Raw genomic sequence first — 17338 nt, forward strand, 5'->3', positions numbered from 1 at the left:
TTTTATTCTTCCGTTTATCATCGAAGCGGCAAAAACCAAGCCTGCCACATCGATATCAAAACTTATTGCATCAATGCCCGTGCCCGTCAGCATGCGCTGATGTGTCGACGGGCATACCTGCTCCATCTTTTCCTTCGAAGAAAAACGGCTTGCGGGCTTTAGGCGTCGCACCGACTTCATTCATCGTTGCCGAGTCATACAAACGGCCATTCAGCATCACATGGGATATCTTGTCGGATTGACGTATATCTTTCAATACATCACCGTCGATAATCACCAGATCGGCCAGCTTACCGGACTCCAGTGAGCCAATATCTTTATCCATACCCAAGTATTTTGCACCGTTCAGCGTCGCGACACGGATCGCTTCGAGCGAACTCATACCGCCACGCGCCAGTGTCCACATTTCCCAATGCGCACCCAGGCCCTCACGCTGACCGTGCGCCCCGAGATTGACTGGCACGCCTGCACGCTGCAACTCGGTCGCCGTCTTTGCAACATTAAAGACGTTGAAATCTTCTTCAGGAGCCGTCTCACGCCTGACGCTGCGTGACTCAAGCACAGTACGCGGAACATAGCGCGACAAAAGCGGGTGCTTCCAGACATCGGTACGCGCATACCAGTAATGTTCACCATCCAGACCACCGTAGCCAACGATCAGCGTCGGTGTGTAGCCGACCTTCGTTTGCGACCATAACTGCTTCACATCATCGTAGGCATTCGCAACGGGAATCGCATGCTCAATCCCGGTATGGCCATCAATCACCATACTCATATTGTGCTGAAACAGGGAGCCGCCTTCCGGCACGACCATCATGCCGGTCTGACGCGCTGCTTCCAAAACCTGCTGACGCTGCTCGCGGCGCGGTTGGTTATAGCTTTTCACCGAAATCGCACCCGCCGCTTTCAGGCGCTTCAGATGTGTTAGGGCATCATCCAGATTATTAACTACGGCACTGATGTTTGCCTTGGCACCATATAAAATCGTCCCGGTTGAGAAAATTCGCGGACCGACAATTTTGCCAGCGCGCTGCAATTCACTCTGGCTAAAAATCTCTGAAGTGTCGTTCGACGGATCATGCAAAGTCGTAACACCAAATGCCAGCGAGGCATAGTTAATCCAGCTTTGCTGAGGGATAATTTCACTCTCGCCCATACCCCCATGCCAGTGCACATCCACAATGCCCGGGATAATGGTTTTACCTGCCGCGTCAATCTGCGTCGCGCCAGACGGCACTGCAATATCAGCGGCACTGCCAACGGCGACAATCCGGTTTTCCTTGATGACGATGCGGCCGTTATCAATGACTTCATCTCCCTTCATGGTCACAATGCGCGCACCTGAAATGACGGTCGTTGCAATAGGTTTATTGGCTTTTTCTTGAAAACCAATTTTTAGACCGGTCTCTGCAGGCTTGCTGATTTCTTTTGGTGAGCCCGGTAAAAACGTGAAGGCGTTTTTTAATTCGGTACTAAATAATTCATCGCCGAGCGCAAAATGAATCTTGCTGCTGTCGCCGGACCAATGCACATAGTCACCCGCGTTCACATCCAATTGTCTGACAGGCAGTCCATCCATTTTTTGCCCGATAGTCACCGGCTTCCCTGCCATCGGCAAGGGTGTGACGAACGTATGAAAACGCTCACCAAACGCCAGCCAGTTACCATCCGGAGAAATACTGAACTCACTGGTGAATTCGCCTTTGGCGACTGCTTGCTCTTCGTTTTTATTGATATCGATCCTGACCAGCGAAGTACTCCAATCGACCTCGCCGGAGCGCTGCATCCTAGACACATAAACGACATCATTATCTTTACCAAATTGCGGCGCAGATCCGTCATCAGTGAGCAGGCGCGGTGCTGATTTGCCGTCAGCATTCACAATAAAGACACCTGTTTCCAGCCCATGCCATGGCGAGGTCAGATAACCACCACGCGACTTTTCATAGGTCACTTGCTTGCCATCGGGAGAGAATTGTGGTGACAGGTATTTTCCCGGCTTCTTCGTCAAAACGGTTTCCTGACCGCTGCGAATATCAATACTGCGGACTGATCCCAGCTTTTCATCATCCCAGGTGGTGAAGACAATGCTACGTCCATCACGTGAAAAATACGGAAAGAACTCAAAATGATCCTGCTGCTTAGTCAGCCGTTGCGGCGTACCGTTTGGCAGATCACGGATATACAGTTGCCCCAGCGCCGAGTACACGACTTTATCGCCTTGTGGCGAGACATTCACCCATCGTAATTGATGCACATCAAATTTATCCGGTGCTACTGCGGTGTCGAACCGTAACGCAGGACGAATCTCCCTGGTATCTTTTACGTGGAATGCGATTTCCTTAGAAGACTTGGCAAATGGATCAACACGCCAGAGCTTACCCTTTGCCCAGACCACTAATTGCTTACTTCCGGGTAGCCAGCTAATCGACGGATACACACCGTGCACTGCCCAAGTCTCCTGCATATCACGTTCTAACTCGCTCCATGCGACCTTCTCTTCGCCGGTCTCTAGATCCTTCAGGAACAAAGTGCTCTGGTTGCGTATTCTGCGCACAAACGCCAGATATTTACCATCTGGCGATGGTGTTGGACGCACCGCACCGCCAGGGCCGCTGACAAAAGCCTTGGTCTTACCGTCTTTTAAATCTTTACGAAAAATCTGATAAATCTGTGCATTCGAGTTTTTGTTGTACTCGAATGAATTACCCGACGTCGTATCCTGAGAGTAATAAACGTAGCGACCATCAGGAGAGAATGCAGGCTCACCCAGGTCTTTCTGCCAATTAGGTTTCTCGTTCAACTGCACTCCCGCGCCGCCGCCAACGTGATACAACCAGATTTCGCCAGATCCCAGCGAACGGGTACCCGTGTAATGCTTACGCGCAGCAATGTACTGGCCGTTCGGATGCCATACCGGATTATTGAGCAAGCGGAACTCTTCTTTGGTCAATGCATGGGCATTTGTTCCGTCCACATTCATGATCCAGATATTGTCGCCACCACCGGCATCAGACATATAAGTCAATTGTTTACCATCCGGCGAAAACCTTGCCTGCATCTCCCAGGCGATGCTGTGAGTCAATGCCTTCGCGTCGCCTCCCTCGATGGGCAACAAATATAAATCACCCAAAAGATCAAAAACAATCTGCTTACCGTCAGGGCTCACATCGACACTCATCCAGGTACCTGTTCTGGTATCAATATTGACCGTAGAACCTGTACCGGCAGGCGCATTCACATCCCATTTTTTCTTAGCATCCGCGACGTCTTTACTGGCCTCTGCGCCGATGCATACTGCGCTACATAAAGTGAGAAATAAAGCGCTGCACAAGCGTATTTTTTTGAGCGTTTGCATCTGATCTCCGTTAGATATGGGATAGTGATTTCTTTTGATATTGATCGTTTGGCAGGCGAAGATAAATAAGCTCTGCGCTTACACGCAATTGCATGCAGTGACACATGCAAGCAGCTTTAAACGAATAGCATCGCAGCATAAATCGAACCCAGATTGTTGCCTCAAGGAGGACGAAAGTCTAGTCAGAACTGCTATAAATCAGGCAGAAGGAAATAAAAACCATAATGTTTCGCGCCGAGCCCTTTCTACCAACGATAATTCTATTAAACCTGATAAATCTTTTTAATCTATGGTGAATCTATCTCGAATCTGTGGTGAATCTGTCGCTATCAAGGCGCTACTAAAAATCTAATCCACCTGTTCTGCCAGCATTCCATTTAACTATGCGCAATACCGATGCGTAGCGAACTGTTAGAGTAGCTGCTTGTGCGCGGTGCTGTTACTCTCCCGATACAATTCATCTTTCTGACAAGCCTATGCCAAATTCAAATTTATCTATGCAAAACACTCCGCTTTCTGAGCTTCAGACCTTGCCGGCATTATTTGCGTGGCGCGTGCAACAAACACCTGATGCCGAAGCGTATCGGCAATACGATGAGGCCCATGCGCAATGGCAGAGCTATTCCTGGCAACAAACCAGCGAGCGCGTAGTCGGTTTTATTAAAGCACTTTCTGGGTTAAATCTGGCGTCAGGATCTCGTATAGCGATCTTGCTACCGAACGGCCTGCATGCCGTCTGTATAGATCAGGCAAGTCTCGCGCTTGCATATGTGCCGGTGCCTATGCATGCCCTCGACAATCCCGCCAGCATTGCTTACATCCTGAGCGATAGCGACGCCTCGTTTCTAATGGCAGCAAGTGAAGAGCAGTGGGCAGATATTGCTTCAGCAGGTCTCGATTTACCTGCATTGCGCCAGGTCGTCGTCCTCGAAAAATCATCGACACCTGTCGTCGCCATATCATCAGTTCCCGTAACAAGTTTAGACGACTGGCTGGCATCCGGCAGCAATAATATGCCCTTAGCACAAACGCCGGCGGCGAATGAGCTTGCCGCACTTGTGTACACATCCGGCACCACAGGCAAACCAAAAGGCGTGATGCTGACCCACGCAAACGTGCTGTCAAATGTTAAAGCTGTCGTACAGCGTGTAGCACCGGTCATCACCGATGTTTTTCTCTCCTTTTTGCCGCTCTCTCACACATTTGAACGTACTGCGGGTTACTACCTGCCTATCGCCGCCGGTGCCTGTGTGGCATTTTCGCGCTCGACCAAACAACTGCCACAGGACTTGCTTGAAGTACGTCCGACCATCCTGATTTCTGTACCGAGAATTTACGAACGCGTCTTCAGTGCGATACAAAATAAACTCGCTTTATCAAAACTACAATCCTGGTTATTCAATACCGCAATGAGCGTAGGCTGGCGCAGATTTTGTCGCGCTCAGGGTCGCTTATCGGATGGTGCGCTCAACGCCGCGATCGATGCCTGTGCCTGGATCATCTTCGACAAATTGATTGCGCAAAAATTACAAATGCAGTTCGGTGGACGCCTGCGGGTTGCCGTTAGTGGCGGTGCAGCATTATCGTCGGCGATCTCACATTGCTTCCTCGGACTAGGTATTCCGATTGTTCAAGGATATGGCATGACGGAGACCGCACCGGTAGTGGCGTTTAATGCCCCGGACGACAACGATCCGGCAACAGTCGGGCGCCCTGTTGCAGAAGTAGAAGTCAAGATTGGCGACAATGCCGAGCTTTTGGTAAAAGGCCCGAATGTCATGCGTGGTTACTGGAAGCGTGATGAAGACACCGCAAAAACCTTCATCGACGGCTGGCTGCGCACAGGGGATCAAGCCGCCATAGAGTCCGGCCGGGTACGCATTTTGGGACGCGTGAAAGAAATCATCGTGACCTCCACTGGCGAAAAAATCGCTCCGGTCGATCTGGAGCTGGCAATCACCAACGACTCCGTATTTGAACAAGCGTATGCCTTTGGAGAAAATCACCCTTTCATCAGCTGCGCCGTCGTTCTCAATCAGCGTTACTGGATCGAACTGGCAAATTCATCAGGCCTAAATCCTGACGACAGCAAAAGCCTGCAATCACCTAAGGCGGTTGACACCGTAGTCAAACGCATACGTGGATTGACAGCGTCCTTCCCCTATTATGCTCAGCCAAAAGCGGCAATTCTGAGCCTGGAACCATGGACCATAGAAAACACACTGATCACACCAACGCTCAAGCTCAAACGTAACAACCTGGCGAGTCATTTTGAAGAAAGTATCAAAGATATTTACTCACGCAAACCAAAGTAAAAAATGTCAGGGCACACAAACAGAATCATCAACACTATTACGATAGTCGCTGAAACTCTAAGGCGAGTTAGAGCAGATGACTTTCGATCGCAACTCTTTTGTCACTGCCATTAAGACTATGTAAACGCATACAGGCGAATTTCCGAACCGGCCTGTTCAGTGGCATCAAGTACTTCCAGTTCTTACGTCTATCACTCCGGATGTACTTGATGTTTTCTCAATGACAGATTGCGAACGCTCCGGCAGCATTTTGCCAGTGTGTCGACGTACGCAGAGCGCAACAAGCTGCACAATTAAAAGCGGTTGGTCCACCGATTGGGCCGTTCTGGTCGAAGCATTGTCCCTGACCGACTGCACCAGGACCGCATGCCGCCGCCAGAATACCGCCATAGCCGTCAGCACCAATCATATTGTTAACACTGGCAACACCGGTTGAGCGTTGTACTGGTAATGCTTGAGTTGGTAAATTGTTCATTTCAATTCTCTTTTCTGTTTAACCGTCTTGTGTGACGAAAAAAATGTTGAGGTTGTCCGAAAAAAACAAAGAGAAAAAATCTTCCTGCCAACGACTTTTGGCTAACAAGTTTTACAAAAAAAGGAAGTATTTGATACGCTTTGATTATCTCGGTTTATCGTAATCGTAAAGACTACTGATCAGAAGATTGACTACCTGTTGACTGGATTCGATTTTTAGAAAAAAATCTACCTTTCAAAGGGTCAGATATCCCATCATCAGTTAAGTCCCAGAACCGCAGAAAAAGCATAAATCACACCGGTAGCATTACTTGGCGGACCAATGACAACCGCCGTGGCGTAAGCGACGCCCCAGTATATTTTCTCGCTACCTGCCAGAGAGGTTTGTCCATAAAAATATCCTGTCTGCCCTCCGTTAGCAGCAATCTCGGTAGTAATTTCATTCCCCATCTGCATCAGGAGATCGCTGTTATACGGAAGCTGCCAGCTATTAAAATCTGTAGTAATTTGGTTCACCAGACATACCGGTGCGGTACCGGCAACATTACTACTCCAGGGTTCCATAATGCCGTCGTCCACTTGATTCGGCTCGGATGCCGGGTAACTTGCAGGCCATTTGGACATCAGATTGGCAATCAATGCTTTTTCGATGGCAGCGACACCATTCGCTACGCTAGTACCTGCTGGAATAGTTCCCATCCCCAGAGAGGTATAGGCTTCTTGAAAATTGATAATGTTAACGTTGATATTGGTTGTTTGAACGGTTGACATAATTTAACCCCATAAAATATTGTGATTTCTGCTTATTCAGTTTTTTATTGGCAATGCAAAATGAGGAAAGGATAAAAAGCCAATTCGCTTCTCATACAGACTTAGTTCAGCATCGCCAAAGTTGGTGCTAAAAACTCGACATAGTTAGCAAACTGTCGCTGCGCAGCCAGCCATACAAATGGTTTGTGCTAAACCGCTTAAGAGGCTGCAGCCTGTTTGACAAATAGTGCAGGCGATGCCCGAAGGAGCGACGCTTTGACTGATACTCGATGTGCTGATAGAACGTTGCACAGGCAATGCTTGAAGTGGCAGATTTTTCATTTCAGTTCTCTTTCGAATATAGCCGCTGCGGGAGACGGCAATTGATGTGAATGTACCAACTGGTACTGTATTGATCGCTTCCCGCTAACGACCGTTTGCAGACGTACGCAGATGCATTTCTCAATGCCAATTCACGCACATCAACAATTCGATAATTCAATAAGAAGTTGAGCTAACCCAATTACGTGGGTTAGCTCGCTTAAGTCAGCGTTCGGACCAGTGGCGTATCGTGCCGACAGTCACTGGAATCACATCGCTGACGTCGACACCGAAACGCATCGCTACACGAGCAATGTTCATATTGGAGGGAGTAAAAAATCTCATGACAATGTCATAGCACTCTGAGCCTGGCCGACAAATAGGACTTTTTTCAATAGTGATGGTGTCCAATTCCATGTCACCGGTTTTTTCGAAAACTAAAGCGGCTTGTATCGCATTCGTCGCGGCATAATTTAAGGCCCGGTCTGCACCGCTCACACCCAAATTACGATAGCTGTAATAAATACGATTCAGGTAATCTGTCATTCTTGTGACATCAACCTGATATTTTGTGAACGCAACATCTCCTGCTGCGGGCGAGGTACCAAAAACTATTTGGCATAACGCATCGATATTCCAGCTAAAAATACCGCGTACGGCGGGTTCAATTAAAGGCACCACTTGGCCGGACATCAGTTTCACGCTACCAAGAACGACACCCGGAAAAGAATTCATCAGGGTGTGCTTGAGCGGACCGATCGTGCCACTTAATGCATCGAATAATTTTTCATACGCATCAAGCGCATAAGGCCCTGTTGGGACAATCGCATAAATTGGTGTGGCGTCGAGGCTGAGCGTCCAGATCAACGACTGTTTGTAGTAAGGATTTTTGGCCAGAAAATCTAGTAATTGGTTGGGATCATTTGGATTATTCGCATTACCAGGCATGGCTTGCGCAAACGAGTCTCGTCGCGCCTCGGTTCCGAAGTCGATGCCAATTGTTCCCAATGCATAGACCAGGGCCGGACCCGATTTAGTAGCGGTGGCGGCTCCGCCACAGCCACAATCGGATGGCGTAATTGCCTGACTTGGTGTCAGGGAAGCCTGGCCAGGATTGAATGCCGCCGATGCAGATGTCATCACCTCTGCGGCGACGATGTTGATTGGATTGTGGTATTCGGATGCAGCAACACTACTCAAGGTATCGCTTGCTTCAACCAGATTTTCTTCAGACATAATAATTTTCCTCCTAAGGATAAGTTGTAATGCGCCAAGAACATGTAATGTCCCCGTCAAAAGGCGGCGACAGTCGATATCACCGTTAGTGTTGCAACGTGTTGCGCTTTGCAAAAGTGCAGCGCAAACGCCACGGGGATCAGGGCGATCCCCATGTTGAAGTTGCCGGCTCAACAGCAGCGCTGCGATCGACGACACAATGGGTGTGGCAAAACTAGTGCCACTTTTTAATCCAACCCGACCACCGGGTAATGCGCCCAGGATATTGGCACCGGCAGCCATAATGCCGCGATGCTGATAGCCTTTAGCCCAGTTGCTAACGCTCATCGGCTTCCCTTTTTGATCTAATGCACCGACAACCAAAGTTGGTGATATAGACGCAGGAATATGCAGGCATTCGCAACCGTCGTTACCGGCTGCAGCAACGAGTAAAACGTTTTTGTCTTCGCAAAGTTTGATGGCGTTCAGCAGCAGTGCATCCGCTTCTCCAGTGTCAGATAACTGACCGCCACTGACATTGATAATGTGCGCACCATGCTCAACCGCTTGCGTAATAGCGCGTGCCAGATCAATTTGGCTACAAGGTACAAGACCGCCATTAGGCGCATCTGAAAAAATAGGCACAATCAAACCCCGGCAATGCGGAGCAAAGCCAACGACCGGACTATCAGGCTGGCCAAAGATGATGCTGGCTGTATGCGTACCGTGTTCCGATGCGAGAGCCGTATGACTGGAATCAGATGCCATGGTCTCGATGACTTCAAGATTGGCACCGGCAAAACAAGGATGCGTGAGATCGACGGAGCCATCCAGAACCGCAACACAGATGTCAGATGCGCCTTTTGTCATTTGCCATATGACATCGAAGCCGTCTAATAGGCCGTGATTGCTTGTATTCGGCAGTGGCGACAAGGTAGGTTTATTTTTATTCACTACGTAACTCCAGAGAAATTCGTTCGACAGATGAGGCGAGCTATTAGCAGGAGTTATTTGCGCCCCTGCTTGCCAGATAAACTAAGTAACTGAATAAAAACTGAGACTTGACCCGTACTTTTCTGAAAACATTCTGTTGCTATTTTTAATAGTCATGACTGCAAATCACATGCCAACAGATAAACACGGTTTTTTATGAATTTTTGGTCAATTTTGTGTAAGATAAGCAACTATTTACGTGTCAACAGTAATTTTTTTACATGTAAATAGTTCATGAATATCTTCGCCCCCGGTAAGCAAATTGGCGTATCGGCAGCGCCGGAGGCGCAAGCTAACTCGTGGAATAACTGGCTTGGCAGCATTGCAAAATCGTTTCATTACGTAGTATTGGTAACTAGCATTCCCTCTATGACAGACACCGATTTCACTCTCACCTCACCTATGCAAGTTATTAGCGAGGGCGCTCATCCTTTATTGGGTCTGACCATCGTGTGGCATACGGATCAGAGTCGTATTGGCGAGCAATTTGTGGGAGGTAACAGTGTCGGGCTTATTGAACTGAGCCGCTTTTTGCCTTTATTTTGTAAGCCTGGCAAAGATGGCTTAGCGTTAGGACATAGCGGTGTCTCACGCGATCCCATCCGCATCCTGCGCGACAGTACAAATGGCGTAGAAATACATCTGCCAGCCAGCAGAATGGTGGTCGAACTTAATGGCTGTGAAATCCGTGAAACACGCTACCTGAGTGCAGAACATATCGCGGCAGGTCAGATTCTTGGACTAGGCAGAACCATTCTTGTGTGCTTACACTGGATGCGTTGTCTGCCGAAAAATAATCCTGTCAGCGGCTTGCTCGGTGTCAGCAGCGCGGCGATCATGGCGCGCGATAAAATCCATCAGGTTGCCGCGACGGATGTCCCTGTTTTGCTATTGGGTGAAACAGGGACAGGAAAAGAAATCGCCGCGCGCGCAATTCATGCTCTCAGCAAACGCACATCGACAGAGTTGGTGACGGTTAATATGGCGGCACTGAATGAATCACTGGCAGCAGCAGATTTATTTGGCGCAGTAAAAGGGGCTTACACAGGAGCGCAGACGACACGTAAAGGCTTGTTCGCCGAAGCGGAAGGCGCAACTTTATTTCTTGATGAAATCGGCAATACACCATCCACGGTGCAGCCAATGTTGCTGAGAGTATTGGAAGGTGGTGATTACCGCCCATTGGGCGCGCATAAGGATCAACATTCAAGCGCGCGCATCATTGCCGCCACGGATCAGGATCTTGACAGCGAGTCTTTTAATCAAGCACTGTTACGACGGCTAGAAAGTTTTGTCATCCACCTGCCGCCCCTGCGTACCAGACGTGAAGACATCGGCTTATTGATTGTGCACCTGTTGAATACCAGCGCACCATTACAAGTTGCACACGCCGCAGTCAGTTTGCCGACATCCTTAATTACGCAACTGGCTAGTTACGACTGGCCAGGGAACATACGTCAACTGGCACATGTTCTGAAGCGTGCTGTCCTTGCCTTACAAATGGGTGAAGCCGTTAGTTTTGAGAATCTGGTGAAAGCATCATCAGAGCACAGCCGTAGCGATAGCCGTGATTTAAAATCATATCCGACGCCGCCAATTCCGGTATCCAGAGCACATCATAAAAAACCGGCCGAACTCGGTGAGCAAACGATCCTAATTGCGATGGACCATAACGATTGGCACATCAAGGCCGCCGCACAAGAGTTAGGAATCTCGCGCCCGTCAATGTACAAGCTGCTTGAAACACATACGCAGATCAGGCGGGCTGAACAAATTCCGGAGGAAGAAATACGCCAGGCGCTGGAGAGCAACGCTGGCGTTGTAGAACGCTGCGCATCAATGCTAAAAACGCCGAGTGAAGCTTTACGGCGTCATTTGCGCAGGTTAGGTTTATTGGAGTAAAGCCGCCTGATTCCGTTTGATCCTCAATTCAAGACGGCTAGTCACTGTTAAAAAGAGTACCCGCTTCAGGGAACACTTAACCGCGTCGAACAGTATAGCGAATGAGACGACTTCATTTTTCATACACAGCGTTGTCAAACCAAAATTGTATTGATTTACATGAATACGACTACTGTGTTGTGACACATGATTTCAATACTCTGTTCTGATAAATGTAGAGTGAATTAACAAAGCTGAACATGAATGATTTCAACAGCTTTATGTCCGGATACCAGAACCCACCTCACATTCGGGATCAACCAGGAAAGGCATTTTCACCAGCAATGCCGAAGTGATGATCGCATCATAGGTACCGGCGATGGTAAAAGTCCAAAAACCCAAACGCTTACCGATGGTAACCACTTGCCCATTCTCCAGATTGATACTCCATTGGTCGTCTTTAAATGGTGCCGGCTCCTCGCTGGCCTCCAGAGGACGTGCATAGAGCTTGCACGCTTGCGTATTGCGCCCGATAAATTCAAATTGCAAGCTATCACCCGGATTAAACAAAGGAGGCATGGTGTTCGCCGGCAAATGAAAATCACCACTAATCACCTGATAAGGTGGCGTAGGGCCGCCTATAGATAAGTCGACTAAAAAACGATATGCAATCATGATAAAGTCCCAAAAAAAATGCCTTCGATTAAAAATAAGAGGGATCGCGTCTGAGCTCTATCAGATCAGGCTCGGCCTCAATTGACTTGGCTGGATAGCCAAGAGACTTTGCCCTGGCAATTTCTGCCAAAGCCAGTTTTCTGTTTCCCAGCAATTCATATGCCAGCCCTGCCCGGAAATGTACGTCAGCACTTTTTGGCGCTAACTGCACTGCACGTCGCATCAATTCTTCAGACTGTAATTTGTCACCCACCCTGGCCGAATACAAACCCATCCGAGACACCAAGGTCACATCATTAGGTGCGCGCTCCAGACGCGGCGCCAATAGATACCTGGCTTTGTCATAAGCTTTCCGCGCTTGCTCAGCACGACCAGGGATCCACAATAAGGTATCGGCCAGATTGGCCCAGCCTAAATATTTTTCCGGGTTTCCCTTGCCGGGCGATACCGCATTTTCAAATGCAGCAGCCGCTGCGAGATAATCACCGCGCACAAACAAGGCATTGCCTAAATTGGTGTACAGCCGGGCACTAGGACGTATTTGCAAGCCTTGCTGCAAGACCTGTAAAGCCTCCTCAGTACGGTTCAGTCGCAATAATGTCGCGTTAAGATTAGCGTAAGCAAAGACCGCATCCGGCTGTATTTGTATGCTGAGCCGGAAAGCCTGTTCTGCCGCGACATAGTCACCCTCTTCGTAATATATGGCGCCTAACTCATCCGCAAAGACCCGCTCTTGCGGAAACTGCTGCAAGCCCAGCCTGGCAATCGTTTTGGCTTGTTCGACACGACGTAATTTTGTCAGTGCTGCCGTTTTGCCATACCACGCAAATATATTTTCCGGATCCAGGGCTAGCGCCCGGTCTATGACGACGAGTGCGAGTTCACTACTCCCTTGGTTATTCAGCACCCAGCCCTTAGCGATCTGACTCAACGCCAACTGATCATTCAATTTCAGGGCCTGCTGCGCACTTGCGTCAGCCTTCTGCAGCCAGATCTCATCCTGCCCGTCGCTCAGATACCGAAAACTGTACACCATGGATAAACCCGCCACTGCCGCTGCATTGTCTGGGCTATGTTCCAGTATGGTGGTGAAGTTCTTGCTGGCAGCATCCAGACTGCCCGTCCGGTCAAAAAGCCGGAGTGCGGCCAAACCATTCTTCATCTCCAGCGCTTGTGAATAAGGTAGCAGCGAACTTTGTAAAGTCGCTAGATAAGGGGTAAGTTGCCATATACCGGCAACAAGCAAGAGAGAGATCAACATTCCGCCGAAAACGATGCGCTGTTTTTGAATCAATCGCTGCCACCAATACGCTATCCGTGTAATACGTCCGGGCATCAGCAACTTATCTGACGAACCGAGGGCGGCTATCTGAATGCAAACCTCTTGCATACTACCCAGCCTGTGTCCGTGCTGACGTGCTGTCATTGCACGGATCAGCTTAAGCAGTCCGGGGGAAATGGTGTCAGGATAATTCCAGCTATCGGATGACGATTGCATATGCACCGCTGCCAGTGCCAGACCGCTTAGCGCAGCGTAGGGACGCGCGCCTGTCAGTAGTTCGTACAAGATAGCTCCCAGCGCATAGATGTCCGATTGCGGACCGGGCTGCGCGCCTAGCAAGCGTTCTGGTGCCATATAGGCGATGGTGCCTTGCGGATCGAGTTGATTGAGCGAGCTGGTAGCTTGTGGATCGGTTTTGCTGGCCAGGCCAAAGTCGAGGATGCGCACCTTGCCTGAAGGCTCAATAATGAGATTAGAGGGTTTTAAATCACCATGTACCAACCCCGAGGCATGCGCCTCCTGCATGGCCTCGGCAATCTGGCGTACCAATTCCAATGCGGCCGGTTGATCCTGTAATTGACGCCCGCCTTGAGTCTGCACCCATTCCTTGAGCGTGATACCCGGTACCAGCTCCATCACAATTGACTGGCTATCACCATCTTCTTCTATTGCATGAATTTTGACAAAAGCAGCATGCTGTAACGATGCCGCTAAACGAGCTTCTCTGATCAGACCCTCAGGATGCTGATCCGTAGACAGTTTTTTTAAGCGCTTGATTGCGACACTACGACAAAGTTTGCTATCCCAGGCCTCATAAACCTCACCGAAGCCCCCCTCCCCGAGACACGCACGAATCTCATAATGACTCAGGCGTATCAGACCGGTTGAAGTGACGTCTGACGCCTTGCCAGGCTCAAGCTGGAATTTCGATGCAGTCATTGCCGATCAGGTCCCTATGTTCTGAATACAGAAATTTTTCAGTCTTATTCGAAGCATTCCCAGCGTCGCGGCGGCAATCGTCGATTTGTACAAAACAAAACATTGCCAATACTCAATATATTGCCTATTTTACACGCCATTGATGCAACAAAAGTAGAGAATGAGACAATTTTATTTATCAAAGAAAATACGGTTTTTGGCCTCCTAAAAACGTAAAAGTCAAAGCAATCACTTGCGTAACAGGATCTGAGATGGTGGAAGAATTTTTTTCTTGTATGGCACAAGGTGCATACATAACTACAAAAAAAACAGATATAAATTAAAGACCACTTAAATAAAGTCAGCCGTCCAGAAAACCACTGTTTTGTCGTCACCCACAACCACCCAGGGGAAAAATGAATACGCCTATTTTTTATTGACACTTCCACTCACTATTTTCGTGTCAGGAGCATCTGCACTAACTCCCCCTCGCAAGTGCAGCGGCATCAACAGGAAAGACCAAAGCAAAAATCAAAGCAGCAAGAAAATCCAGAGAATGAAATAGGAATCTTGATCTGCCCGATATACCGCAAAAGCAAAATAAATTCGACGGTCAATATGGCCGGGGACCAATTGGCGAGCACTGACATGAGCGATATTTTCATATCCTTACATGGCGACAAACAAGACTGACGAGGCCATTTACGATATTCGGCAGGAGATGGCAGATCTCTACCAGAGGAAAACAAAAAAAGACCGCATTTAGCGATCTTCTTAAACTTGCGAAAACGATACGAAGTGTTACGGGGACAAGACAAACGCTATCTCAATAAAAAACATACTCCCTATCTGTATATTTATAACATCCAATAAAACAATGCGGGTGAAGGTATGTTTTTATTAATTGATAGGGGGAGTATATATTTTTTGGCACAGCAGCAATAACAAAAAAACCACACTGAGGCATTGGCCGCCCGATTGAGCAAAGCAGCGGCGCTCTCTGTTTGGCGAGGTTAAATGGTGCGCATGGCACATCCTACTTGGTACGCACGCTACGCTTGCTGCAAGACAGTATCTACGCTTGTTTTGCCATCAACTGCAAGATGTCAATTTTTATTGATCGTTGCATCGCACGCACTTCGTTTGTAATCATTTTTGAATCGAACTTGGACCACACATTTATTGAATTACTCCCTTCCTCAGGTCTAGTTCCAACTTCAATAGTCGGTATTCCGTTGTATCTATAAACCGCAATATGACCTTCTCGACTTTCCATTAATGAACATGAAATCAACAGCTCATAAGTTATTTCATCACTGGCAGTGTTGCAATCATTATTGAGGCGATCCCAATAGCCACGCATCCACTCACACCATCCACCTTGAGGAATTAATTTTTCTAAATTTGGTGCCGAAACTGGATCCAATAATTGAGCAGAAAATTCCTCCAATTCCTCAATCAAATTCCCTGGATTATTTGAAGGAATAATAAGATGCCTTGTTGTGCCTATTTGCAGCCAAATATCAGAAACTGCGAATACGAAATCAGGACCATGTGAATCGAACCGACGTGTCAATTCAATTGATCGAAGTGTTTTGATGTCGAAATCAATAGAAAATTGAGCGAATTTCAAAGAATATGCAAACATTTCGTTATTCATTATTTAGGTTTTTTCGGCCAATTAGGAAAGCCTCCGCCGCGACCTGCCTTCCATTCTTCCGGTGTCAAATCTCTTTGATAAACAACATAGCCATGCCAGTATCTAATACATTTGTCTTCATCGGTTCGAGTCAGCCTAAATTCAACGAGTTCACCACCGAATCCATCATATCCAAGCCGCCATCTTCCGGCTCCAACTGAATTTTGTAACGCTAAAACTGGATTCGCAGGTTCTGCCGAACTATCTCCTCGTTGTTCCCTACCGTGTTTTGGCTCATTTCCACGGCCAGAATCATATACATCCGTATAGGCCTTGCATTTGCAATCATCACCATTGTTCGATTTATAGTCAGGGATTGGAATGTCACCCGGTAGTACGCTGGGTGGTGCTGGTCTTGGGCCGGGAACGACAAATATCTGCAATCCGTCCGGATCAATACTATTTACTGGATTCCCACCTACATAGCCATAAGTATTAATCCCCCCACCCAAACCAATAGGATCACTTTGAACATATCTCCCCGTGGATGGGTCGTAGTCCCTAAAGTAGTTATAGTGCAACCCAGTCTCTTTATCAAAGTACTGCCCCGGGAAGCGCAGATTAAAACTAAAGTTATTCGCCACGCCCGTATTCTGCGGATTCTCATTGGCCACCGTCTCCCCAAACGGCGCACTGTCCCAGCGCCATACTTCTGCGCCGGTACTGTCTGTAATCACTCTGGGCGTGTTCAGATGGTCACTCTGGATATCATACACTTTCGGGACATGCGCAGTGACCGTCACCGGCACACTGGTGGAGGTGGTACTGGCACCCAGATTGTCGGTGGCTTTGGCCGTCAGGCTGTAGCTGCCTGCGGCGACATTGCTCCAGCTGGTGTTGTACGGTGCTTGCGTGAGTGTGGCAATGGGGAGGGTTGTGCCGCTGCTGTTGTCTTTGCTGTAGAAGTCGACTTTGGCAATGCTGCCATCACTGTCGCTGGCAGTGGCGGCGAGCAGGATTGTTGCGGGGGCGGCGGCATTGGCCGGATTGGCGGTCAGGCTGATGCTGGGGGCGCTGTTGTTGATGACGCTGAGGCTGACGGGACTGCTGGTGGTGACATTGCCCTGGGCGTCAGTAACTTTGGCGGTGAGGCTGTAGATGCCGGCGGTGACATTGCTCCAGGTGGCGCTGTAAGGGGCGGTGTTGACGGCGGCGGTGGCGACTAAAGTGGTGCCTTGGTAGTACTGGACTTTGCTGATGGTCGCTCCGGCGACATTGCTGGCGCTGGCGGTGATCCTGATGCTGGAGGGGGAGGCGTATTTGCCGTTGGCCACCGGGGCGGTAATGCTCACGACCGGGGCGGCGATGGCGCAGGTCATGCCGGATAGTCCGGACAGACCCAACAGGATGGTTGTGGCGAGCCGCACTAGGGTGAGATGGAGGGTCAAATCTTAATTGATCAAGGTTATGAATGTATATGACATTCTTATACTGGGGAGGTGTATTGTAAATCACCT

Annotated in this window: 10 protein-coding genes; 2 read left to right on the plus strand and 8 right to left on the minus strand. The window is 48.8% G+C overall.

Going from position 1 to position 17338, the window contains the following annotated elements; translation table 11 throughout:
• Window positions 1-70: 70 nt before the first annotated feature.
• Window positions 71-3358: an amidohydrolase family protein gene (locus ACO0K4_RS07015; protein WP_422955918.1), complete on the minus strand. Its 3288-nt coding sequence runs from the start codon at window positions 3356-3358 to the stop codon at window positions 71-73.
• Between the two features lie 497 nt (window positions 3359-3855).
• On the opposite strand from ACO0K4_RS07015, the gene ACO0K4_RS07020 reads away from it, so the two are divergent.
• Entirely contained in the window at window positions 3856-5673 is a 1818-nt protein-coding gene (locus tag ACO0K4_RS07020) for an AMP-dependent synthetase/ligase (protein WP_422955919.1), read from the plus strand.
• Between the two features lie 217 nt (window positions 5674-5890).
• Here ACO0K4_RS07020 and ACO0K4_RS07025 read toward each other — a convergent pair whose 3' ends face one another.
• The 3 genes from ACO0K4_RS07025 to ACO0K4_RS07035 all read right to left on the minus strand — a co-directional run bounded on the left by ACO0K4_RS07025 (window position 5891) and on the right by ACO0K4_RS07035 (window position 9387).
• Window positions 5891-6148, minus strand: a complete 258-nt coding sequence (locus tag ACO0K4_RS07025; RefSeq protein WP_422955920.1) for a hypothetical protein — start codon at window positions 6146-6148, stop codon at window positions 5891-5893.
• A gap of 257 nt (window positions 6149-6405) precedes the next feature.
• Window positions 6406-6918, minus strand: coding sequence for a hypothetical protein (locus ACO0K4_RS07030; protein ID WP_422955921.1), 513 nt, complete (start codon window positions 6916-6918; stop codon window positions 6406-6408).
• Window positions 6919-7443: 525 nt separating this feature from the next.
• Window positions 7444-9387, minus strand: a complete 1944-nt coding sequence (locus ACO0K4_RS07035; RefSeq protein WP_422955922.1) for a PatA/PatG family cyanobactin maturation protease — start codon at window positions 9385-9387, stop codon at window positions 7444-7446.
• 273 nt (window positions 9388-9660) lie between these two features.
• Between ACO0K4_RS07035 and ACO0K4_RS07040 the strand changes: the two genes are divergently transcribed.
• A complete protein-coding gene (locus tag ACO0K4_RS07040) occupies window positions 9661-11328 on the plus strand; it encodes a sigma-54-dependent transcriptional regulator (RefSeq protein WP_422955923.1) in 1668 nt (555 codons plus the stop codon).
• Window positions 11329-11586: 258 nt separating this feature from the next.
• Here the strand turns inward: ACO0K4_RS07040 and ACO0K4_RS07045 are convergent, their stop codons facing one another.
• From ACO0K4_RS07045 to ACO0K4_RS07060, 4 genes are all read right to left on the minus strand, one after another.
• Window positions 11587-11982, minus strand: a complete 396-nt coding sequence (locus tag ACO0K4_RS07045) for a hypothetical protein (RefSeq protein ID WP_422955924.1) — start codon at window positions 11980-11982, stop codon at window positions 11587-11589.
• 28 nt (window positions 11983-12010) lie between these two features.
• On the minus strand, window positions 12011-14203 hold the full coding sequence (locus ACO0K4_RS07050; RefSeq protein WP_422955925.1) for a protein kinase domain-containing protein: 2193 nt from the start codon (window positions 14201-14203) through the stop codon (window positions 12011-12013).
• A gap of 1054 nt (window positions 14204-15257) precedes the next feature.
• Window positions 15258-15830, minus strand: coding sequence for a hypothetical protein (locus ACO0K4_RS07055; RefSeq protein WP_422955926.1), 573 nt, complete (start codon window positions 15828-15830; stop codon window positions 15258-15260).
• Window positions 15831-15841: 11 nt separating this feature from the next.
• Entirely contained in the window at window positions 15842-17200 is a 1359-nt protein-coding gene (locus tag ACO0K4_RS07060) for an RHS repeat-associated core domain-containing protein (protein ID WP_422955927.1), read from the minus strand.
• Window positions 17201-17338 lie beyond the last annotated feature (138 nt).

The sequence above is a fragment of the Undibacterium sp. RuTC16W genome (assembly GCF_049339445.1).
GTDB lineage: Bacteria > Pseudomonadota > Gammaproteobacteria > Burkholderiales > Burkholderiaceae_D > Undibacterium.